The following is a 22,462-nucleotide window of genomic DNA, read 5'->3' on the forward strand; positions in this document are numbered from 1 at the left end:
ATTCTATTAAGATTTTCAATTTGCCCAAACGGAAATTATCAAATTCTCATAGGCTTTTCAGCCGGCCTTTAGTAATAAGAGAGACCAGCTCAATAAATTCTGATCCTTCATCTCCTATAGGAAACGGGAGTGTGGTTTTCAGTTTAAATTATTGAGCTGGTCCTTTTTCCATTAATCCACTGTTACTGTATCGGCACTTTCGTCAACAACGACAGGGTTTGCTTTTCTGTATCTAAGCATTCCCGTTCCTGCAGGGACAAGTTTACCGATGATGACATTTTCTTTAAGCCCAAGCAATTCATCACGTTTTCCTTTTATTGCTGCATCAGTCAAGACCCTAGTTGTTTCTTGGAATGACGCGGCGGACAAGAAGGAATCCGTTTCAAGAGATGCTTTTGTGATACCTAGCAATACAGGACGGCCTGTTGCCGGTAATTTGTTGGTCAACAATGCATCAGTGTTTGCAGTAGTGAACTGGTTGACATCCAATAATGTTCCTGGAAGCACTTCAGTTTCACCTGCATCAAGCACACGGACTTTACGCATCATTTGTCTAACCATTACCTCGATGTGCTTATCACCAATTTCAACACCTTGCATCCGGTATACTTTTTGAACTTCATGAAGCAGGTATTCCTGAACAGTAAGCACGTCTGTAACCTTCAGCAATTCTTTCGGATCGATGGAACCCTCTGTCAACTCTTCACCACGACGGACAGGTGTATCGACAGTTACTCTTAAACGTGCTGTGTACGGCGCAGTATATGTGCGTGATTCAACAGCACCTTGAACGACGATTTCCTGTTGTTTATCCCGGATTTCATTGATGGAAACAATCGTTCCTTCAATTTCGGAAATGACAGCTTGACCTTTAGGGTTTCTTGCTTCAAATATTTCTTGGATACGAGGAAGACCTTGAGTGATATCGTCCCCAGCAACCCCACCTGTATGGAATGTACGCATCGTCAACTGTGTACCAGGTTCTCCGATTGATTGAGCGGCAATGATACCGACTGCTTCGCCCACTTCAACTTCTTGACCGGTAGCCAAGTTGCGACCATAACATTTTTTACATACACCATGGCTGGTGTTACATGTAAAGGCAGAACGAATCCATGCCGTTTCGATTCCAAGTGATTCAATATAGTTAGCAAGATCTTCAGTAATAAGATCATTTTCAGCCACGATTACTTCATTTGTTTCTGGATGTCTGATCGCTTTTCTTGCATAACGGCCAACTAGGCGCTCTTCAAGATGCTCAATTATTTCAGTACCCTCTCTCAAGGCTGAAATTTTCAAGCCGCGGTCCGTTCCACAATCGTCATCACGGATGATGACATCTTGGGCAACGTCAACAAGTCGACGGGTAAGGTAACCGGAATCGGCCGTTTTAAGCGCTGTATCGGCAAGACCTTTACGAGCACCATGTGTAGAGATGAAGTACTCCAACACTGTTAAACCTTCACGGAAACTTGATTTGATCGGTAATTCAATGATACGTCCAGCCGGGTTGGCCATCAAACCACGCATACCAGCAAGCTGCGTAAAGTTGGAAGCATTACCACGGGCACCGGAATCACTCATCATGAAGATTGGGTTGCGTCGGTCCAGGGAGTCCATAAGTTTGGACTGAATGGTATCCTTGGCAGCACTCCAAATCGAAATGACGCGATCATAACGCTCATCCTCAGTAATAAGACCGCGTCTGAATTGTTTCAAGACGTTATCCACTTTGGTTTGAGCCTCAGTAATGATTTCTTGTTTTTCTTTTAAAACGACAATATCAGCCACACCAACGGTAATACCAGCTTTTGTCGAATATTTGAATCCAAGATCTTTCATCCGGTCAAGCATTTTGGATGTTTCGGTAATTTTAAAGCGTTTAAAGACTTCCGCGATGATATTTCCAAGAATTTTCTTCTTGAAAGGATCGATAGCAGGTTGGGACTTAATCAATTCAGGGATATTAGCGCCCTTTTCCACAAAATATTTCTCTGGAGTTTTGGTTTCCAGATTATAACGTGTCGGTTCGTTAATATACGGGAATGATTTAGGTAAAATTTCATTGAAGATCAATTTTCCAACAGTCGTAATTAGAAGTTGGCCGTTTTGTTCTTCAGTGAATGTTTCATTATTTAGTGACGATGCATGTACGGCACAACGGGAATGTAAGTGTACATATCCGTTTTGGTATGCAAGTAATGCTTCACTTGTATCTTTAAAGATCATACCCTCACCGATAGCGCCTTCTCTTTCCAACGTTAAGTAATAGTTACCTAATACCATATCTTGAGAAGGTGTAACGACAGGTTTACCATCTTTAGGGTTCAAAATGTTCTGTGCTGCAAGCATAAGCATGCGTGCTTCGGCTTGTGCTTCAGAAGATAGAGGAACGTGGACCGCCATTTGGTCACCGTCAAAGTCAGCGTTGTAAGCTGTACATACGAGCGGATGCAAACGAATTGCGCGACCTTCAACCAACGTTGGTTCAAATGCTTGGATCCCAAGTCTATGAAGAGTCGGTGCACGGTTCAATAGTACTGGGTGTTCTCTAATGACTTCTTCTAGGACATCCCATATTTCAGGAGATAAACGTTCAATTTTGCGCTTAGCGGATTTGATGTTATGCGCCAGACCTCTTTGAACAAGCTCCTTCATTACGAATGGTTTGAATAATTCAATCGCCATTTCTTTCGGAAGACCACATTGGTACATCTTTAGGTTTGGTCCGACTACGATAACGGAACGGCCAGAGTAATCAACACGTTTACCAAGAAGGTTTTGACGGAAACGACCTTGTTTACCTTTTAACATGTGAGATAAAGATTTTAACGGACGGTTACCTGGTCCAGTTACCGGACGGCCACGACGGCCATTATCGATAAGAGCATCGACAGCTTCTTGCAGCATACGCTTCTCATTTTGAACGATAATGCTTGGTGCTCCAAGGTCCAGTAATCTTTTCAACCGATTATTACGGTTGATAACACGGCGATATAAATCATTTAAATCAGATGTGGCAAAACGTCCTCCATCAAGTTGAACCATAGGACGAAGCTCCGGTGGAATGACCGGAAGCACGTCAAGGATCATCCATGAAGGCTCATTTCCGGAGTTACGGAATGCTTCAAGCACTTCCAAGCGTTTGATTGCACGGGTTCTGCGTTGTCCTTGGGCTGTTTTAAGCTCCTCTTTCAACGACTCTACTTCCTTTTCCGTATCAATATCTTGTAATAGTTTCTTAATAGCTTCCGCACCCATGGCAGCTTGGAATTTCTTACCGTATTTTTCACGGTATGTACGATATTCCTTTTCAGAAAGAAGCTGTTTCTTTTCTAAAGTCGTATCGCCCGTTTCAGTTACTACGTAAGATGCAAAGTAAATAACTTCTTCCAAAGCCCGTGGAGACATATCAAGAACAAGTCCCATACGGCTAGGAATTCCTTTAAAATACCATATGTGTGAAACTGGTGCTGCCAGCTCAATATGACCCATACGCTCACGACGCACCTTAGCACGGGTGACTTCAACGCCACAACGGTCACAGACTACGCCTTTATAACGAACACGTTTATATTTTCCGCAATGACATTCCCAGTCCTTTTGAGGTCCAAAAATTCTCTCACAGAATAAACCGTCTTTTTCTGGCTTTAACGTACGATAGTTGATTGTTTCTGGTTTTTTAACTTCTCCATGGGACCAAGAACGAATCTTGTCTGGTGAAGCAAGACCAATTTTCATATACTCAAAATTATTAACGTCTAACAAGGGGCCTACCTCCCTTTTAATCTCCAGGTTTAACCCTTGATTGCCGTCACGTTATGAGGCAATCTTACACCGGATGATGGTTGATTGAATCAATAAGGCTCTAACAAGGCAGCATGATGTTCTAATGAACATCTCGCTGCCAGTCAGAGCAGGTAATATATAACTGGATATGTTTATATTTAATTTTATTCTTTGACAGGTGCCCCTACTTCGGAAGCAACCATATCTTTAGTTTCTGAATCAAGGCTTAATTTGTCTGCTTGGTTGGCTTCATCTTCATCTTCCAAATCACGCATTTCGATTTCACGATCTTCGGCATTGAGGATTTTAACATCCAATCCTAAACTTTGAAGCTCCTTAATCAATACTTTGAATGACTCAGGAACGCCTGGTTCAGGGACATTTTCACCTTTGACAATCGCTTCGTACGTTTTAACACGGCCCACGACATCATCTGATTTAACGGTTAGGATTTCTTGTAATGTATAAGCGGCACCATAAGCTTCAAGCGCCCATACTTCCATCTCACCGAAACGCTGTCCACCAAATTGCGCTTTACCACCAAGTGGTTGCTGCGTAACAAGGGAGTAAGGTCCAGTTGAACGTGCATGAAGTTTATCATCGACCATATGCGCCAGTTTGATCATGTACATGACACCAACTGATACACGGTTATCGAATGCTTCACCTGAACGGCCATCATAAAGGACAGTTTTTGCATCACGGGACATACCGGCTTCTTCAATCGTACCCCAAACGTCTTCCTCAGTGGCACCATCGAATACAGGAGATGCTACATGAATGCCAAGTGCGCGTGCAGCCATACCTAAGTGTAGCTCCAACACCTGACCGATGTTCATACGTGAAGGTACACCCAATGGGTTTAACATGATGTCGACTGGAGTGCCGTCCGGTAGATAAGGCATATCTTCTTCAGGAAGAATCCTGGAGATTACCCCTTTGTTACCATGTCGTCCGGCCATTTTATCGCCTTCATGGATTTTACGTTTTTGAACGATATATACACGTGCGAGTTGGTTTACACCAGGAGGCAGTTCATCGCCGTCTTCTCTGTTAAACACTTTAACATCAAGAACGATTCCGCCGCCGCCGTGAGGTACACGAAGTGATGTATCCCTTACTTCACGTGCTTTTTCACCGAAGATTGCATGTAATAAACGTTCCTCAGCAGTCAGTTCCGTTACACCTTTAGGCGTGACTTTACCAACGAGAAGGTCTCCGTCTTTCACTTCAGCACCCACACGGATAATTCCGCGCTCATCAAGATTACGAAGCGCATCTTCCCCTACGTTAGGGATATCACGTGTGATTTCTTCAGGCCCTAATTTTGTATCGCGTGATTCAGACTCATATTCTTCAATATGAATGGAAGTGTACACATCATCTTTAACCAATCGTTCACTCATGATGATGGCATCTTCATAGTTATATCCATCCCATGTCATGAAGGCTACCAATACGTTACGTCCAAGTGCCAACTCACCTTTTTCCATTGAAGGACCATCAGCAAGAATTTCACCTTTTACGACGTTGTCGCCAACGCTTACGATAGGGCGTTGATTATAGCACGTTCCTTGGTTGGAACGAATGAATTTTAATAGACGATATTTATCAAGATTTCCTTTTACCTGCTGCCCGTCTACTTCACTTACCCTACGTACCCATACTTCACGTGATTCAACGTGCTCTACGATACCAGGGTGTTTACAGATTACGGCAGCACCGGAGTCTTTCGCTGAAACATACTCCATACCCGTTCCTACCCGAGGGGCTTCCGGTTGAAGCAAAGGAACTGCTTGACGTTGCATGTTCGCTCCCATAAGGGCACGGTTGGAGTCATCGTTTTCCAAGAAAGGAATACATGCAGTCGCGGCAGATACAACCTGTTTAGGAGATACATCCATGTAATCTACACGGTCACGCGGAACAACGGTATTTTCACCGCGGAAACGTGCAACAACATCGTTATCAAGGAATGAGCCATCATCCGACAGTCGTACATTCGCTTGGGCAACTACATAGTTATCTTCCTCATCAGCTGTTAAGTAATCGATTTGGCTTGTAATTTTACCTGTTTCAGGGTCCACACGGCGGTATGGTGTTTCAATGAAGCCATATGGGTTAACCTTTGCAAAACTGGATAACGAGTTAATCAAACCAATATTCGGTCCCTCAGGCGTTTCAATCGGACACATGCGGCCATAGTGGGAATAATGAACGTCACGTACTTCAAAGCCAGCACGCTCACGTGTCAGACCACCAGGTCCCAATGCAGATAGACGACGTTTATGGGTCAACTCAGCCAACGGGTTCGTTTGATCCATGAACTGGGAAAGCTGTGAACTTCCAAAGAACTCTTTAATGGATGCAATGACCGGGCGAATGTTGATTAGTTGTTGTGGAGTGATTGTGTTCGTATCCTGAATGGACATTCTTTCACGGACAACACGCTCCATACGGGATAAACCAATTCTGAATTGGTTTTGCAGCAATTCACCAACGGAACGCAGACGACGGTTACCTAAATGGTCAATGTCATCCGTGATTCCCACACCATGCAATAAATTAAAGAAATAACTGATGGAAGAAATGATATCAGCCGGTGTAATGTTTTTGACCTGGTCGGTCACATAAGCATTACCGATGATATTGATCACTTTTTCGCCTTCAGCATCGTTTGGTGCAAACACTTTAATAGGTTGAAGAAGAGTTTCTTCCTCTACTACACCACCTGATGGATGGAATGTTTTGAATCCAATTCCACCTTCGATATGAGGCAGAATCCTATCAAGAGTCCGACGATCAAGCATTGTACCTTTTTCAACAATGATTTCTCCCGTTTCAGGATCAATCAAAGTCTCTGCAATACGTTGTCCGAATAAACGGTTCTTAATATGCAGTTTTTTGTTTATTTTATAACGGCCTACATTAGCTAAATCATAACGTTTCGGATCAAAAAAGCGTGATACTAAAAGACTTTTCGCGTTTTCGACAGTAGGCGGTTCACCTGGGCGTAGACGCTCATAGATTTCTAGTAATGCTTTTTCCACACTCTCGGTGTTATCCTTTTCAAGAGTGTTGCGAAGGTATTCGTTGTCACCGATCAAATCGATGATTTCTTGATCAGTTCCGAATCCAAGGGCACGCATCAATACCGTGATCGGTAATTTCCTGGTGCGGTCGATTCGAACATACACAACATCCTTGGCGTCTGTTTCGTATTCGAGCCATGCGCCACGGTTAGGAATAACGGTCGCGGAGAACCCAAGCTTACCGTTTTTATCCATTTTCCCATTGTAGTAAACACTCGGTGAGCGCACTAATTGGGATACAATTACCCGTTCAGCACCATTGATGACAAATGTACCTGTTTCAGTCATCAGCGGGAAGTCACCCATAAATACATCTTGGTCTTTTACTTCCCCTGTTTCTTTGTTAACAAGGCGCACTTTCACACGAAGTGGTGCAGAATACGTAACATCGCGTTCTTTTGTTTCTTCCACAGAATACTTCGGCTCAGCTAAGCTGTAATCGATGAATTCTAACGATAAATTACCTGTAAAATCCTCAATAGGAGAAATATCCTGGAACATTTCCTTTAAACCTACATCTAGAAACCATTGATAAGAAGCTGTTTGAATTTCAATCAGATTCGGAAGGTCCAAAACCTCACTGATTCTTGCATAACTTCTACGTTGGCGGTGTCGTCCATACTGAACAAGTTGACCTGTCAACTGATTCACCCCTTAAATCAAGCGTTATAAGGATCCATTTGCCTCGGAAAAGGAATCATTTCCATAGACAAAAAGAAAATGGTTTTTATTTTAAAAACCACTATTTCTCATAAAACGAACTATTATTTATATATTTTTCCCATATTATCCATTGATTATACACCAATGGTATAAAAATTGCATAGTTACGGAATTATATATATGCATTTTATAATACTAACATAGCAAAAATTTAGAGTCAAACCTTTTTGGATAATAGTATATAGTAACCTTTTTTCTTAACAGGCACTTCAACTTTTCCAAATAATTGCTCCATTTTATCCATTGCGGATGGAGCCCCTTGTTTTTTTTGAATGACAACCCATAATTCTCCACCAGCTACCAAACTGCGATAGCTTTCTTCCAAAATTTCGTGGACTACACTTTTACCTGCGCGAATGGGAGGGTTCGTAAGAATCGCTGCGAATTGATTGGAGGCAACTTTGTCAAAACGATCGCTTTCGTAAATCTTCACATTTGCGATCCCATTAGAAGCAGCATTCTCTTTTGACAATTCAACCGCCCGGCTATTTATATCAATCATTTCTATCGTTCTATCGGGATAAGCTGCCGCAATCGATATTCCGATCGGTCCATACCCGCAACCAACATCGAGAATATTTCCTTCCACAGCTTCACGAAGGTTGAAACTCTCAACCAAAAGACGCGATCCGAAATCAACTTCCTTTTTCGAAAAAACACCATTATCACTTTTGAAGCGAAATGTACGTCCCTTTAATGTGAAATCCCAAAATTTCGGATTGCTTACGACATCCGGTTTATGTGAGTAGTAATGCTCTGTCAGAGTCATCTCCCCCTATCAGAAAGGAATATTGAAGATTTAATGAGAGAAGAGAATTGAAGAAGGATGCTTGCACGCCGGAATGTCCAGTAACGATATCCTCGTTACCAAACCATTAACGGCCAGTTCCCGTCATTTCTTTAAAAATGAAGAAAAAAAGCCCGCCAATGATAGCGAGCTTTTTGTTTATGCAAGATTACTTAACTTCAACGCCAGCTCCAACTTCTTCAAGTTTAGCTTTGATTTCTTCAGCTTCTTCTTTAGAAGCGCCTTCTTTGATTGCTTTTGGAGTGTTGTCAACAAGTTCTTTTGCTTCTTTAAGTCCAAGACCTGTAACTTCACGTACAGCTTTGATAACTTTGATTTTTTGATCTCCAGCAGATGTAAGAACTACATCAAACTCAGTTTTTTCTTCAGCAGCAGCGCCACCAGCAGCAGCTACAGCTACAGGTGCAGCAGCAGTTACGCCAAATTCTTCTTCGATTGCTTTTACAAGGTCGTTTAATTCTAAAACAGTCATGTTTTTAACTGCTTCAATGATTTGATCTTTAGTCATTTTTATTTCCTCCTCGAAATGGTTGGTTTTTTTTGAATCAGCAGGCTAAATAAGCGGTTAGCTTACGCGCCTTGTTCTTCTTTTTGCTCTGCAACAGCTTTTGTAGCAAGAGCAAGTCCGCGCATAGGTGCTTGTAGCACGCTGAGTAGCATTGAAAGTAGGCCTTCGCGTGAAGGTAGTTCTGCAAGAGCTTTAATTTCTTCAGCAGTTGCAACATTTCCTTCGATAACTCCAGCTTTGATTTCTAACGCTTCATGTTTTTTCGCAAAATCGTTAAGGATTTTTGCTGGCGCAATAACATCTTCAGTTGAGAATGCAATTGCGTTTGGACCTGTTAATGATTCGTTCAAAGCGCTAAGCTCAGCACTTTCAGCAGCACGGCGAGTCATAGAGTTTTTGTAAACTTTAAACTCAACGCCAGCTTCACGAAGTTGCTTACGAAGTTCTGTTACTTCTGCAACAGTCAATCCACGGTAGTCAACAACTACTGTTGATTGGCTTGAAGTTAACTTTTCAGAAATCTCAGCAACGATTTTTTGCTTTTGTTCAATAATTGCGTTCATCCTTACACCTCCTGTAGATTTGCTTGAAAACATTTATACCGTTTCAAAGAAAAAGCCTTCATCTCTATTGCAGACATGAAGGCAGTAATTTCAAAAGTCATAGTCAAGGACTATTATTATCGAATTACCTCGGCAGGGAATTAAGCTCGTAATGAGCACCTACTGTCTACGGTACAAATAGTATTCATTTATTCACAACAAAACTTATTATAACAATAATAGTTTTGGTATGTCAATTATTTATTTGAAAGAAGAAGGATCAACTTTCACGCCAGGGCCCATTGTAGTTGTTACAGAAACGTTTTTCATGTAAGTTCCTTTAGCAGCCGCAGGTTTAACTTTCAATAATGTATCATAGATAGTAGTGAAGTTTTCCACTAGTTTAGCATCTTCGAAAGATACTTTACCGATTGGAGCGTGGATGTTACCAGCTTTATCTACGCGGTATTCAACTTTACCAGCTTTGATTTCATTAACAGCTTTCGTTACATCGAAAGTTACTGTGCCAGTTTTAGGGTTAGGCATTAATCCTTTAGGTCCTAATACACGGCCAAGTTTACCAACTTCACCCATCATGTCTGGAGTCGCAACGATTACATCGAATTCGAACCATCCTTGTTGGATTTTGTTGATGTAGTCAGATTCGCCAACGTAGTCAGCACCAGCAGCTTCCGCTTCTTTTGCTTTTTCGCCTTTTGCGAATACTAATACGCGTTGAGTTTTACCAGTACCATTCGGAAGAACAACAGCTCCACGAATTTGTTGGTCAGCTTTCTTAGGGTCTACGCCTAAACGGAAAGCAACTTCAACAGTCGCATCGAATTTTGCGAAGTTTGCTTTTTTAGCAACTTCGATTGCTTCAGTTACAGCATAAGCCTTAGAAACTTCTACAAGCTTAGCTGCTTCAAGATACTTTTTACCTTTTTTAGCCATGATATAAATCCTCCTAAATTGTGGTTTTAACGGAATGACCTCCCACGAATAAAGGTTGCGAGTATCAATCGCAACCCCGTAGAAACAAATAGCAATTACATGGATTAGTCTTCGATGACAATACCCATGCTGCGAGCAGTACCTTCAACCATACGCATTGCAGCTTCGACGCTTGCAGCGTTTAGGTCAGGCATTTTAGTTTCAGCAATCTCGCGCACTTGATCACGCTTGACTGTAGCAACTTTATTACGGTTAGGTTCACCAGAACCAGACTCGATACCTGCTACTTTCTTAAGCAATACTGCAGCCGGTGGAGTTTTTGTAATGAATGTAAATGAACGGTCTTCAAATACCGTGATTTCAACAGGAATAATTAGACCAGCTTGATCTGCTGTACGAGCGTTGAACTCCTTACAGAATCCCATGATGTTTACACCAGCTTGACCTAATGCAGGACCGACTGGCGGTGCCGGATTCGCTTTACCAGCAGGAATTTGCAATTTAACCATTTTAATTACTTTTTTAGCCACGAGACACACCTCCTTATAAGTCCGTGATGTGGTAATAGGGTAATACCCTCCCACTCATCTTGAATTCTTTATATATTAATAAAGAATGCTTGTATCGTTGAGGCCTAAAAATTGAAACATACTGACCTTTGAAATTTTACCACTTTCAAAAGGCAATTTCAAGTTTTTTTCCGTTTATAATTTTTCCACTTGATTAAAATCAAGTTCAACCGGTGTATCACGGCCGAACATATTGACTAGGACCCTTACTTTCCCTTTGTCTTTATCAAGTTCTTCAATCGGTCCTGCAAAAGTTGCAAATGGTCCTTCTTTAACTTGAACCGTATCACCGATTTCAAAATCAACTTCGATTTTGCTTTCATCTACGCCCATTCGTTTAAGAACGACTTCAATTTCTTCCGGAAGCAATGCAGTCGGTTTTGACCCGGCTCCAGATGAACCCACGAAACCTGTTACCCCAGGCGTATTCCGGACAACATACCATGAATCATCCGTCATGATGATCTCAACCAACACATAACCTGGAAACACTTTCTTTTTGGTCACTTTCTTTTTGCCATCTTTCACTTCTGTTTCTTCTTCTTCTGGAACTACAACGCGAAAGATCTTGTCTTCCATCCCCATAGTTTCAACACGTTTTTCCAAGTTAGCTTTAACCTTGTTCTCATAACCTGAATAGGTGTGAACTACATACCAATTCTTTTCCATGTGTTAGGACTTTAACGTCCTTCCCTCCCTGCAATCAATCATTTTCTTTATTAATCTTTATCTTTGAACGTTTTAGCCAAAAACCAAACAGGCGTCATCCCGAACTTAACTAGAATATATTGTGATGATTCATATTACAGCAGCACTCGTTTTTAAACTTCTTCACTTATTAAAAAAGACAAATTAAAAAACCCGTTTCCGGGCTTTTCTGCTGACACATATTATTCTATCACTATTATACCTTATTTTCGAATCTCTTATTCAATAACTAAGCGAATTAATTCGGAAATACCCAAATCGACCACTGTAAAGAATAAAGCCATAAATACTACAGTCGTTACCACCACGATTGTATATTTGGTAAGCTCCTTGCGTTTCGGCCAGCTTACTTTTTGCATTTCGCGAGCGACTCCGCTGAAAAATTCGGTAAAACGTTTCATGAATGTACCTCCAAGCATTAGAAGCTTCTGTCAATCTATTTATAAAACGGTTATTTCGTTTCTTTATGAATCGAGTGTGAGTTGCAAGTACTGCAAAATTTCTTGATTTCCAGCCGTTCGCCGCTTGTCGATTGTTTGCTCTCATAACTATAATTTCTTGAACCGCAATCGTTGCAGGCAAGAACTATTTTTTTTCGCATTAGATACACCTATCCTATCTACTATATCCATAAAACCTTATCACGACTGTTTTTTATTGTCAATATCAAAGCGGGTTTCACCCATTATGGACAACGTAAATCAAAACATCGGCTTGTATCTAAAAAATCTTAGTGAATAAAAAACTTCCATGTGGAGAAGGGACAGATGAAATTAAGCGGAAAAAGCGGAGGGATTATAAACTGATTTCCCTTACTTCCAGATAGCGCTCGAGCTTTCTTTTCACCCGCTGAAGGGCGTTGTCGATTGACTTAACATGCCGGTTCAACTCTTCCGAAATTTCTTGGTAGGTTTGTCCATCCAGGTAAAGAGCTAACACTTTTCTCTCAAGATCACTCAGGAGCTCGGCCATCTTTAGTTCGATATCGTCAAACTCTTCTTGGTTGATGATCAGTTCTTCCGGGTCCAAAACCTTCGTACCCGATATGATATCCATTAGAGTTCGGTCCGATTCCTCATCATAAATTGGCTTGTCCAGGGAAACATAGGAATTGAGCGGAATATGTTTTTGACGTGTTGCTGTTTTGATAGCTGTAATGATCTGCCTCGTAATGCATAGTTCTGCAAATGCTTTAAAAGAAGATAACTTATCCCCTTTAAAATCACGGACGGCTTTATATAAACCAATCATACCTTCTTGCACGATGTCTTCCTTATCGGCACCAATCAAGAAATAAGTCCTTGCCTTCGCTCTTACAAAATTACGATACTTTTGGATCAAATAATCAAGCGCTTCACTGTCTCCAGTGTGCACCAACCCTATCAATTCATCATCCTCAAACTGAAGATACTTTTCGTTCAGCTTCATTCCGAATTTGAGACCCACATTATATCCCCCTGACCTGACTCAGATAGAAATATTATACAGCAGGTAAATTTTACCCGTCAATGGTTCAAATTTTCCCCCGGCGCCATTTTTCGAAAATTTCTGCCACTTCTTCACTTAAAGGAATTTTAGCAACGGGTCTTATGGTTGTTGTTTTCCTTACATCTTTCTTGATTTCACCTTGAATTTCTTCCATTTCAATAAGCAGTTCACGAGCGGATTTCCTTAGGGCCCCTTGGCCAAAGATCACCCACTGTTCCGTGAAGTCAGAGGTTGCCACTTGAATTTGCGTTTTGACGTTATTCAGTTCGATGGCCATCTTTTCTATTCTTTCATCCGCAGTTTCATTTTCTTTTGTAAAAATTACGTCAACTTTGTGATTTTTGAATATGCGGGCAATTCCCTGAACATATTGAGCATCAAATACGACAATTACACGGTATCCGGTAAACGCTTGATATTCCGCCATCATTTCTATCAATCGATCCCTTGCAGCAGCAAGATCCCGTTCTTTTAATTCTCTCAGTTCCGGCCAAGCTCCAATAATGTTATAACCGTCCACCAACAGAATATTCATTTCGTCATTGCCCTAGGGGATTTCTTTTTCTATAAACCTCATACATCAATAAACCGGCTGCTACCGATGCATTTAACGAAGTTACTTTTCCTGCCATTGGAAGACGGATGAGAAAATCACATTTCTCCTTCATTAACCGGGCCATGCCTTTTCCTTCACTGCCGATAACAAGTCCGATAGGCATCTTTCCGTCCATGTTACGGTAATCATCGCTGCCTTTCGCATCGGTACCGACTATCCATACCCCTCGCTCTTTCAATTCTTCCACCGCTCTTGCCAAATTTGTCACGCGTGCTACGGGAATATATTCGATTGCACCAGTCGAAGCTTTAGCCACCGTTGCCGTCAAGCCCACCGCTCTTCTTTTCGGAATGATGATTCCATGCGCCCCGACTGCATCAGCCGTCCTCATGATCGAACCTAAATTATGCGGATCTTCAACCTCATCAAGAATCATGAAAAAAGGTGCCTCGTCCCGTTCAGCCGCTTTTGCGAATAAGTCATCCAGCTCCACATATTCATATGCAGCCACTTGTGCGATAACGCCTTGATGGATGCCTTCTACCATTTGGTCAATTTTTTTCTTCGGTACGATTTGCACGAGCACCTTCTTTTCCTTCGCGAGACCGATAAGCGGTTGCATCGAGCCTTTTTGCGAGCCCTCGGCTATCCAAATTTTATTAACTTCCCGTTCGGAGCGAAGTGCTTCCAATACGGGGTTCCTGCCAATGATATATTCTTCGCTCATGGGTTACTCCCCTTTTCTTCTTCAATGTATTCAATGGATTTTTTGATGAGTTCTTCCATTCTTTCTATTCGACCGGATAAATACAAAAATCCCATAAGAGCCTCGAAGGCTGTACTGTAGCGATACGTTTGCACATCTGTATTCTTCGGTACCGTACCTGATTTCGCATTTCGGCCGCGCCGAACGACAGCGGATTCCTCTTCCGATAGCCAATCTGACTCCAGAAAGAAGTGGATGATTTTATTTTGCGCTTTAGCAGCTACAAAAGATGTAGCCTTTTTGTGAAGTAGATTGGGCTTGACCGCCCCTTTTTGAATGAGGTGATGCCGTATATACGTTTCGTATACAGCATCACCTATATATGCTAAAGCAAGACTGTTCAGCATTTTTGCATCTACCTTACTATCGTAATGAAGCATTAATTACCCTCTTTTCCATCTTGTACCTTGAGGGGTATCCTCTAATATGATATTCATGTTTTTCAAGCGATCGCGAATTTCATCGGATAATCCAAAATTGCGGTCTTTCCGCGCTTGAATCCTTTGCTGTATCAATCCTTCAATTTCTTCATCCAGAAGCCCCTCTTCTTCAAGGGACAAACCGAGGACAGAAAATAAGGTGTTGAATTTATCAAGGAAAGCATCAATCACTTCCGTGTCCGTGTTTTTCTCCATCAAGTAATAATTTGCCTGTTTGGAAAGTTCAAAAAGCATGGATATTGCATTAGCTGTGTTGAAATCATCGTCCATTTCCTTAATGAATTGTTCATGTAAATCATTCAGCTTCTCCAACCAAACATCATTATTCTCAGTCAACCCGTCACTTACTTGAAGGCGATGCTTTAAATTTTGATATGATGTCCTTAAGCGTTCTAGGGACGCTTTTACATTTTCAAGCACTTCTTCACTATAATTGATCGGATGACGGTAATGTACTGATAACATAAAGAAGCGCAACACTTGTGGATCATGCTTCTGAATGATGTCATGCACAAGGACGAAATTGCCTAAGGACTTAGACATTTTTTCATTCTCAATATTTATATACCCATTATGCATCCAATAATTCGCAAAAGTCTTACCCGTCAATGCTTCGGATTGTGCAATTTCATTTTCATGATGCGGGAATGCCAGATCTTGACCTCCTGCATGAATATCGATGGTGTCCCCCAAATACTTTTTGACCATTGCGGAGCATTCGATATGCCAGCCAGGACGCCCCTTGCCCCATGGGCTCTCCCATGATATTTCGTCATCCTTGGCCGCTTTCCAAAGGGCAAAATCAAGGGCATCTTGTTTTTTCTCCCCTATTTCAATACGCGCCCCCACTCGAAGCTCATCGATGGACTGATGTGAAAGCTTGCCATATCCCTCAAACTGGCGAGTGCGGTAATACACATCCCCTTCAGATTCATAAGCGAATCCTTTCTCGATTAATGCAGAGATGAATTCAATGATTGCATCCATATTCTCCATTACGGTCGGGTGAGCATCCGCTTTTTTGCAGCCCAATGCCGACACGTCTTCGAAATACGCCTTGATGAAACGCTCCGATATGGTCGGGACATCTTCCCCCAATTCTTTTGCCGCGCGAATCAGCTTATCATCCACATCCGTGAAGTTCGAAACGAATTGCACATCATATCCACGGTAATCCAAATACCTACGAACGGTATCGAATACGATTGCCGGTCTTGCATTGCCAATATGAATGTAATTATAGACAGTGGGTCCGCATACATACATCTTCACCTTTCCCTCTTCAATCGGGACGAAGGTTTCCTTTTTTCTCGTTGCTGTGTTATATATTTTAATCGCCATATTATAGACTCCTTTCTTCCTGCTTCTGTTCGGCCAACCTTGCCCTTAAGGCTCTGATTTCACTATCCAATTCCTTAAAGCGATCAGCGATTGGATCAGGAAGATCACAATGATTTAGATCTTTATTGATTTTGATACCATCTTGTATGACCACTTTACCTGGAATGCCCACCACTGTAGAATTAGGTGGCACTTCCTTTAAAACGACCGATCCCGCACCGATTTTCGAGTTTTCCCCAACAGTGATGGAACCCAGCACTTTTGCTCCTGTAGCTATTAAAACATTATCCTTTATCGTGGGATGACGTTTTCCCTTTTCCTTTCCGGTCCCCCCAAGGGTTACACCTTGAAAGACGGATACATTGTCGCCAATTTCACAAGTTTCGCCAATGACGATCCCCATTCCATGGTCAATGAAGAAACGACGGCCAATCGTAGCCCCTGGATGAATTTCGATTCCGGTAAAAAACCGGCTGATTTGAGATATGCTTCTCGCCAGGAAAAAGAATTTCCTCTTAAATAGTGCGTGAGCCATCCTATGACTCCAAATCGCATGTAAACCCGCGTACGTCAATATGACTTCCAAATAGCTGCGCGCAGCAGGATCTTGATCAAAAACCACTTCGATATCTTCTTTAAACATCTTTAACAAAATGATTCCCCCCTATGTTCCGTCCTTTTCCAACATCCCCTTTTGAAGCTTTTAAAGCATATAAAAAAGCGTCTCTGTCCAAATAGACAGAGACGCTTGAAGCGCGGTTCCACTCTGTTTGGAATGTACGAACCAGGTATAGCTTTTTCCTGTTTCTTCATCCCCAACTTTAATCCCTGTAACGGAGGACATTCCGCCTGTGCCTACTATAGGTTAGTTCAGCAAAGGACTCAAGGGTGCATTTCAGAAAACGAGAGGCCTGAACCACTTTCAGCAGGTTATGGTTCTCTCTAAAAAGCTTCGTTAACTTACTTCTCCCCATCTACGCGTTCTTTTGTAAGATTATTAAATACTATATTACATTTTTGACAAATTGTTAATATAAAATACTCTGAATACGCTGTTTAATTTTTTCTTGGCCCAGTAATGAAATTGCCTTAGGCAAGTCAGGACCATGTGTTTGACCCGTGACGGCAGCCCTTATCGGCATGAATAATTTTTTTCCTTTATGCCCTGTACTTTTTTGTACGGCTTTAATCGACTTCTTGATTTCATCCGCATTAAATTCTTCAAGCCCTTCGATCTCCTGAAGGAAAGCTTTCATGACTTCAGGTACCTGTTCTTCGGCCAGCACTTCCTTAGCTTCTTGCTCGAACTCGACCTCATCCTTGAAAAACAGTTCAGAAAGCTCGACTATTTCCGCTCCATAGCTCATCTGTTCTTGAAAAAGTGAAACAAGCCCATGAACCCACTCTTCTTCTTCGGCGGTCAGTGTCTCTGAAACCTTCCCGGCTTTAATTAAGTGAGGCAATGACAATTCCACCGCACGATTGACGTCCAATTGCTTCACATATTGGTTATTCATCCATGTAAGCTTTTGCTTATCGAAAAGTGCAGGTGATTTAGACAGGCGGTCAGCATCGAAAAGATTAATGAATTCTTCCTTCGTGAAAATCTCTTCCTCCCCGACCGGAGACCATCCTAGTAATGTAATGAAATTGAATAAAGCTTCAGGCACATAACCAAGCTCTTCATATTGTTCAATGAATTGGATGATCGACTCATCACGTTTACTCAGTTTCTTCCTGCTTTCGTTTACAATCAGCGTCATATGTCCGAATACCGGCGGTTCCCAGCCGAAAGCTTCATAAATCATCAATTGTTTTGGAGTATTGGAGATATGATCATCACCGCGAAGGACATGGGAAATCTTCATCAAGTGATCATCGACGGCCACTGCAAAGTTATAAGTTGGAATGCCATCTTTTTTAACGATGACAAAATCACCAAAACCATCTGTTTCAAATGAAACCTCATCCTTGACCATATCTTTGAAAGTAAGGACCTTCCCAGCTGGAACGGCAAAGCGAATGCTCGGTTTTCTTCCTTGTGCCACTAATTCCGCTTGCTCTTCCTCAGTTAAATGCTTGCACTTCCCGGAATATTTTGGCGTTTCATTGCGTTCGACCTGTCCTTCACGCTCCGCTTCAAGCTCTTCCTCCGTACAATAGCATTTATATGCTAAACCCTTATCCAAAAGCTCTTGATACAATTCCTGATAAAGGTCGTTCCTTTCGGATTGACGATATGGACCGTATTCACCGCCAACATCAACACCTTCATCCCAATCCATGCCAAGCCATTTCAAATATTTAAGCTGACTTTCCTCTCCACCTTCGATATTTCTCTTCTGGTCGGTATCTTCAATACGGATGATGAATTTCCCGCCTTTATTTCGTGCGTATAAATAATTAAATAAAGCAGTCCGTGCATTACCAATATGTAAATGTCCAGTCGGACTCGGTGCATAGCGAACTCGAATATCGCTGCTCATGATATATATAGACCTCCCAGTCGTTCTATTCTATTGTTTATATTATCATTTAAATACATTGGGATAAAGGCATCGACTCTAAAAACGATTTAGTTTGATTTGACCAATAAGACAACAGCCTGTGCCGCGATTCCTTCGCCCCTGCCTGTAAATCCTAGTTTCTCCGTTGTGGTCGCCTTTACATTAATCCTGTCAATCGAGGAATCTAAAAGTTCTGCAATCCTGCCTCGCATTTCCTCGATATACGGTGCCATTTTAGGGCTTTGTGCAATGATTGTACAATCCGCATTGCCTAGGGAATATCCTTCTTTTTTTACGATCGCCCAAATATATTGCAGCAGTTTTGCCGAATCGGCATCTTTAAATTCAGGGTCGGTATCCGGAAAATGCTTACCGATATCCCCTGCACCAATTGCCCCCAAGCAGGCATCGGCAACAGTATGCAGAAGGACATCCGCATCCGAATGACCCAGCAGCCCTTTCTCATACGGAATCGTAATCCCGCCAATTATCAAAGGCCTGCCTTCCACTAGTTGATGAACGTCATATCCTTGTCCTATTCTAAACATATCATTCTCCCCAATCATCGTTTTCCATGTTGTTGTTTATGTAAAATCGCTTCTGCAAAATAAAGGTCTTCTTGAGTCGTAATCTTAATATTATCATAATTGCCCTCAATAATAACTACCTGTTCATTGATCCGCTCTAGTAAACTTGCATCGTCCGTCCCTAAAAATTCTTCTGCTTCTGCCTGTTCATACGCACTTTTTAATATGGATACACGAAAAGCTTGTGGAGTTTGCACCGCCCACAAGCTTGATCGTTCCACTGTTTCCAATACCTTTTTGTTTGCCGCTTTTTTAATCGTATCCTTAACGGGCACTGCAATTACGGCACCTCCATGAAGGGAGGCGGCAGTAGTCAATTCACCGATTTGACCTAGGGTAATAAAAGGGCGGGCACCGTCATGGACCAGAACGATGTCTTCTTCTGCATGTTGCAGTCCATTATAAACGCTTTGTTGGCGCTCCTTGCCACCCATGACCAGTTTCTTGATCTTTTTAAGACCATACGCTGCTATCAATTGATTGAAATATTCCTTTTCTGCCGGGTTTATCGAAAGGATAATCCCCCGACAGTCAGGATCTTCTTCGAAGACACGCAGTGTATAAACAATGATCGGGATACCAGATAGTTCAATAAAAAGTTTATTCTTGCCCGCTTTCATTCTTTTGCCTTGTCCTGCTGCAGGGATCACTACTTCATAAAACATAACGGTTTCTCCTACTCTTCTTTATAATGCTTTTTCTAATAGTTTCGGTTTAGCGAATATCATCCGGCCTGCAGAGGTTTGCAATACACTTGTGACAAGTACATCGATCCGTTTCCCGATATGGTCACGGCCACCCTCGACAACGATCATGGTTCCATCGTCCAAATAAGCGATTCCCTGGTTCTGCTCTTTCCCGTCCTTTATGACCTGAACGTTCATCTCTTCCCCAGGAAGTACAACAGGTTTTACGGCATTGGCCAGGTCATTGATATTAAGTACCGCCACATTTTGAAACTCGCATACTTTGTTTAAATTGAAATCATTGGTAACGACCATTCCGCCGGATATTTTGGCAAGCTTCACCAGTTTACTGTCCACTTCCTGAATGTCTTCAAAATCCCCCTCGTACATCTCCACTTTAATCGGTAGGTCTTTTTGAATCCGATTCAAGATATCCAAACCCCGCCTTCCACGATTCCTTTTCAAAGCATCAGATGAATCGGCAATGTGCTGCAATTCGTTCAATACGAATTGAGGAATGACTATGGTACCCTCCAAAAAGCCTGTCTGACAAATATCCGCAATTCTGCCATCAATGATGACGCTTGTATCAAGAATCTTCAGGCGCTTGCTATACCCCTCTTCATCCTCTTCGCTGACTTCACCATCCGTGTTCTTTTTCTTATTGCTTTTCGTGAATAAACTCAATAGCTCATCACGTTTTTTAAAGCCTACCTGAAAACCAAGATATCCAAATAAAAGCGTAAGGATGATAGGAACCACTGTATTCAAAAAGGGAACCTTGATGGCACTGAATGCGTATCCAACCAGGAACGCTGCCAGCAGTCCAACTAAAAGACCTACGCTGCCAAAGATTATATCCGTAATTGGTATCTTTACAAGCTGTTCCTCCAGCCATTTCATAAAATAGATCACGTGATCTACTGCCCAAAAAGTTATAAGATAAAAGATAATGGCACCCAACAGTACACTTACATAAGGATTGTTTAATAAAGCAATATCGTCTGCATGTAAAACAATTAATAATTCCGGAATAAGCAACATACCAAGTGTTCCGCCGACTATTAAGAAGCATGCTTGTATAATGCGTTTTAACATCCCTTTCACCTCCTTCTACTCATTATTGACCAATAAAATAAAATGAAACCTTCGAAAATTCGTTTTCACTATATACGTTAAATTCACTTAAGGAATTAGTGGATTTACAAATATGAATTCATCTCTTTTTCGTAATATTAGCCTAGCACCCTGAGTTTTGAGTGTCAAAAATAAACACCAATCAATTTCAAGCCCATTCAGGAGTTTTATAAAAGCCGGCCGAACCTTACATCCTTCTATTTGTGACCAGCTGATTTTTCAAAATCCGGAGTCCTTCTTTAATTTTATTGGCCCGGACTTCACCTATACCCTCCACATCGTCAAGGTTTTCAACCGTAGCTTTATTGACTTCACTAAAGCTTCCGAACTGTTTCACCAAATTTTCGATGATCAAACCCGGCAAGCGTGGGATTTTATGAAGAATACGGTAACCACGGGGATGTACTGACTCATCAAGATGTATATATCCATGATAGCCCAACACCTTAAGTAGAATGCTTTCATCCAATTTTTCCTGCATGGCCAACTCTTGAAGCCTAAAAATGATTTCCTCGGGATTTTCATCGTTACTGGAGGTATAATCCTTGATAAGCCATTTCCCTTCCGTTTCAATATCTGCCAGGATTTCATTCATTTGCAAACGGATCAGCCTTCCTTCCGTACCAAGCTCATTAAGGTACGTTAGCAGCTCCGCCTTGATCCGGAGCACCATCACATAACGGTGAAATACCTGCAAAAGATCGGCATAGGTCACGATTTCCTCAAACTCGAGCGCTCCTAAAACCGATATGCTCTGCTGCAGGACCACCTTGTATTTTTCCAAGGTCTGGATGGCTAAATTAGCCTTGGCAAGTATGACTCCTATATCTTTAAGGGCATACCGGAAATTGCCCTGATATAAAGTGATGACATTCCGGCGTTGTGAGATTGCGATGACCAACGACTTGGTCTCCCTTGCCACTCGTTCCGCTGTCCTATGCCTCATTCCCGTTTCAGTGGAAGGTGTACTGTTATCAGGCACTAATTGGGCATTTGCGAAAATGATCTTATCGGCGGTTTCATTTAAAATGATGGCCCCGTCCATCTTCGCCAACTCATATAATGTGCTGGGGGTACAGCTGCAGTTGATTTCGAAGCCGCCATCCACGATCGTTCGCACCTTCTCGTTATAACCGACCACTATCAAACCGCCCGTATTTGCCCTCAAAACATTTTCGATGCCCTCCCGAAGCGGGGTACCCGGTGCTACGATTTGCAGAATTTCCAATTTTGTTTTCTCATACCCTTTTTTATCTGTCAT

21 protein-coding genes and 2 other annotated features are annotated in these 22,462 nt (G+C 41.9%); all 21 genes read right to left on the minus strand.

The annotated features are described in order from the left end of the window. Window positions 1-171: 171 nt before the first annotated feature. Window positions 172-3,768, minus strand: coding sequence for a DNA-directed RNA polymerase subunit beta' (gene rpoC, locus J7I90_RS19130; protein WP_053537043.1), 3,597 nt, complete (start codon window positions 3,766-3,768; stop codon window positions 172-174). A 185-nt stretch (window positions 3,769-3,953) separates the two neighbouring features. Then, a complete protein-coding gene (rpoB, locus tag J7I90_RS19135) occupies window positions 3,954-7,523 on the minus strand; it encodes a DNA-directed RNA polymerase subunit beta (protein ID WP_048677874.1) in 3,570 nt (1,189 codons plus the stop codon). Between the two features lie 238 nt (window positions 7,524-7,761). Beyond that, entirely contained in the window at window positions 7,762-8,367 is a 606-nt protein-coding gene (locus J7I90_RS19140) for a class I SAM-dependent methyltransferase (protein WP_214773336.1), read from the minus strand. 193 nt (window positions 8,368-8,560) lie between these two features. Beyond that, complete coding sequence (rplL, locus tag J7I90_RS19145) at window positions 8,561-8,920, minus strand: 50S ribosomal protein L7/L12 (RefSeq protein WP_048677872.1); 360 nt, start codon at window positions 8,918-8,920, stop codon at window positions 8,561-8,563. A gap of 62 nt (window positions 8,921-8,982) precedes the next feature. Then, entirely contained in the window at window positions 8,983-9,483 is a 501-nt protein-coding gene (gene rplJ / locus J7I90_RS19150) for a 50S ribosomal protein L10 (protein ID WP_048677870.1), read from the minus strand. A 39-nt stretch (window positions 9,484-9,522) separates the two neighbouring features. Beyond that, window positions 9,523-9,673 (minus strand) — a sequence feature (ribosomal protein L10 leader region). A 50-nt stretch (window positions 9,674-9,723) separates the two neighbouring features. Then, the gene (rplA, locus tag J7I90_RS19155; protein ID WP_048677868.1) at window positions 9,724-10,416 is read right to left on the minus strand and encodes a 50S ribosomal protein L1; all 693 of its coding nucleotides are present in this window, start codon (window positions 10,414-10,416) and stop codon (window positions 9,724-9,726) included. Window positions 10,417-10,520: 104 nt separating this feature from the next. After that, complete coding sequence (rplK, locus tag J7I90_RS19160; protein WP_034305057.1) at window positions 10,521-10,946, minus strand: 50S ribosomal protein L11; 426 nt, start codon at window positions 10,944-10,946, stop codon at window positions 10,521-10,523. A gap of 174 nt (window positions 10,947-11,120) precedes the next feature. Next, complete coding sequence (gene nusG, locus J7I90_RS19165; RefSeq protein WP_048677866.1) at window positions 11,121-11,654, minus strand: transcription termination/antitermination protein NusG; 534 nt, start codon at window positions 11,652-11,654, stop codon at window positions 11,121-11,123. Window positions 11,655-11,911: 257 nt separating this feature from the next. Further along, entirely contained in the window at window positions 11,912-12,094 is a 183-nt protein-coding gene (gene secE / locus J7I90_RS19170) for a preprotein translocase subunit SecE (protein WP_034305062.1), read from the minus strand. A gap of 50 nt (window positions 12,095-12,144) precedes the next feature. Continuing rightward, window positions 12,145-12,294, minus strand: coding sequence for a 50S ribosomal protein L33 (gene rpmG, locus J7I90_RS19175; RefSeq protein ID WP_072273931.1), 150 nt, complete (start codon window positions 12,292-12,294; stop codon window positions 12,145-12,147). A gap of 194 nt (window positions 12,295-12,488) precedes the next feature. Continuing rightward, a complete protein-coding gene (gene sigH, locus J7I90_RS19180; RefSeq protein ID WP_094246690.1) occupies window positions 12,489-13,121 on the minus strand; it encodes an RNA polymerase sporulation sigma factor SigH in 633 nt (210 codons plus the stop codon). 85 nt (window positions 13,122-13,206) lie between these two features. Then, window positions 13,207-13,716, minus strand: a complete 510-nt coding sequence (locus J7I90_RS19185) for an NYN domain-containing protein (RefSeq protein ID WP_034305067.1) — start codon at window positions 13,714-13,716, stop codon at window positions 13,207-13,209. Window positions 13,717-13,720: 4 nt separating this feature from the next. Beyond that, window positions 13,721-14,464: a 23S rRNA (guanosine(2251)-2'-O)-methyltransferase RlmB gene (rlmB, locus tag J7I90_RS19190; protein ID WP_034305069.1), complete on the minus strand. Its 744-nt coding sequence runs from the start codon at window positions 14,462-14,464 to the stop codon at window positions 13,721-13,723. Further along, window positions 14,461-14,883, minus strand: coding sequence for a Mini-ribonuclease 3 (locus J7I90_RS19195; protein ID WP_034305071.1), 423 nt, complete (start codon window positions 14,881-14,883; stop codon window positions 14,461-14,463). The genes rlmB and J7I90_RS19195 overlap by 4 nt, the downstream gene beginning before the upstream one ends. Window positions 14,884-14,886: 3 nt before the next feature. Beyond that, a complete protein-coding gene (gene cysS / locus J7I90_RS19200) occupies window positions 14,887-16,284 on the minus strand; it encodes a cysteine--tRNA ligase (protein WP_214773329.1) in 1,398 nt (465 codons plus the stop codon). Window position 16,285: 1 nt separating this feature from the next. Next, window positions 16,286-16,927, minus strand: a complete 642-nt coding sequence (gene cysE, locus J7I90_RS19205; protein WP_194719511.1) for a serine O-acetyltransferase — start codon at window positions 16,925-16,927, stop codon at window positions 16,286-16,288. Window positions 16,928-17,021: 94 nt separating this feature from the next. Continuing rightward, window positions 17,022-17,270: a binding site (T-box leader), on the minus strand. 42 nt (window positions 17,271-17,312) lie between these two features. Further along, window positions 17,313-18,770 (minus strand): glutamate--tRNA ligase, encoded by a 1,458-nt coding sequence (gltX, locus tag J7I90_RS19210; RefSeq protein WP_095394230.1) that lies wholly within the window; start codon window positions 18,768-18,770, stop codon window positions 17,313-17,315. An 89-nt stretch (window positions 18,771-18,859) separates the two neighbouring features. After that, window positions 18,860-19,339, minus strand: coding sequence for a 2-C-methyl-D-erythritol 2,4-cyclodiphosphate synthase (ispF, locus tag J7I90_RS19215; RefSeq protein WP_057276469.1), 480 nt, complete (start codon window positions 19,337-19,339; stop codon window positions 18,860-18,862). Window positions 19,340-19,353: 14 nt separating this feature from the next. Further along, a complete protein-coding gene (gene ispD, locus J7I90_RS19220) occupies window positions 19,354-20,043 on the minus strand; it encodes a 2-C-methyl-D-erythritol 4-phosphate cytidylyltransferase (protein ID WP_214773330.1) in 690 nt (229 codons plus the stop codon). Window positions 20,044-20,064: 21 nt separating this feature from the next. Continuing rightward, entirely contained in the window at window positions 20,065-21,162 is a 1,098-nt protein-coding gene (locus tag J7I90_RS19225; RefSeq protein ID WP_214773331.1) for a PIN/TRAM domain-containing protein, read from the minus strand. A gap of 226 nt (window positions 21,163-21,388) precedes the next feature. Continuing rightward, window positions 21,389-22,462 carry a DNA integrity scanning diadenylate cyclase DisA gene (gene disA, locus J7I90_RS19230; RefSeq protein WP_063595517.1) on the minus strand — a complete coding sequence of 358 codons (1,074 nt, stop codon included), beginning with the start codon at window positions 22,460-22,462 and terminating at the stop codon, window positions 21,389-21,391.

It is taken from the genome of Bacillus sp. ISL-57, from assembly GCF_018613135.1.
GTDB classification, from domain to species: Bacteria; Bacillota; Bacilli; order Bacillales; family DSM-1321; genus Peribacillus; species Peribacillus frigoritolerans.

Coding starts and splice junctions, on each gene's coding strand:
- J7I90_RS19195 (WP_034305071.1), bottom strand. CDS start 14,883: ATGCTTCATTACGATAGTAAGGTAGATGCAAAAATGCTGAACAGTCTT.
- rplJ (WP_048677870.1), bottom strand. CDS start 9,483: ATGAACGCAATTATTGAACAAAAGCAAAAAATCGTTGCTGAGATTTCT.
- J7I90_RS19225 (WP_214773331.1), bottom strand. CDS start 21,162: ATGTTAAAACGCATTATACAAGCATGCTTCTTAATAGTCGGCGGAACA.
- rlmB (WP_034305069.1), bottom strand. CDS start 14,464: ATGAGCGAAGAATATATCATTGGCAGGAACCCCGTATTGGAAGCACTT.
- gltX (WP_095394230.1), bottom strand. CDS start 18,770: ATGAGCAGCGATATTCGAGTTCGCTATGCACCGAGTCCGACTGGACAT.
- rpmG (WP_072273931.1), bottom strand. CDS start 12,294: ATGCGAAAAAAAATAGTTCTTGCCTGCAACGATTGCGGTTCAAGAAAT.
- ispD (WP_214773330.1), bottom strand. CDS start 20,043: ATGTTTTATGAAGTAGTGATCCCTGCAGCAGGACAAGGCAAAAGAATG.
- rplA (WP_048677868.1), bottom strand. CDS start 10,416: ATGGCTAAAAAAGGTAAAAAGTATCTTGAAGCAGCTAAGCTTGTAGAA.
- nusG (WP_048677866.1), bottom strand. CDS start 11,654: ATGGAAAAGAATTGGTATGTAGTTCACACCTATTCAGGTTATGAGAAC.
- sigH (WP_094246690.1), bottom strand. CDS start 13,121: ATGAAGCTGAACGAAAAGTATCTTCAGTTTGAGGATGATGAATTGATA.
- rplL (WP_048677872.1), bottom strand. CDS start 8,920: ATGACTAAAGATCAAATCATTGAAGCAGTTAAAAACATGACTGTTTTA.
- J7I90_RS19185 (WP_034305067.1), bottom strand. CDS start 13,716: ATGAATATTCTGTTGGTGGACGGTTATAACATTATTGGAGCTTGGCCG.
- disA (WP_063595517.1), bottom strand. CDS start 22,462: ATGACAGATAAAAAAGGGTATGAGAAAACAAAATTGGAAATTCTGCAA.
- cysE (WP_194719511.1), bottom strand. CDS start 16,927: ATGTTTAAAGAAGATATCGAAGTGGTTTTTGATCAAGATCCTGCTGCG.
- secE (WP_034305062.1), bottom strand. CDS start 12,094: ATGAAACGTTTTACCGAATTTTTCAGCGGAGTCGCTCGCGAAATGCAA.
- cysS (WP_214773329.1), bottom strand. CDS start 16,284: ATGGCGATTAAAATATATAACACAGCAACGAGAAAAAAGGAAACCTTC.
- ispF (WP_057276469.1), bottom strand. CDS start 19,339: ATGTTTAGAATAGGACAAGGATATGACGTTCATCAACTAGTGGAAGGC.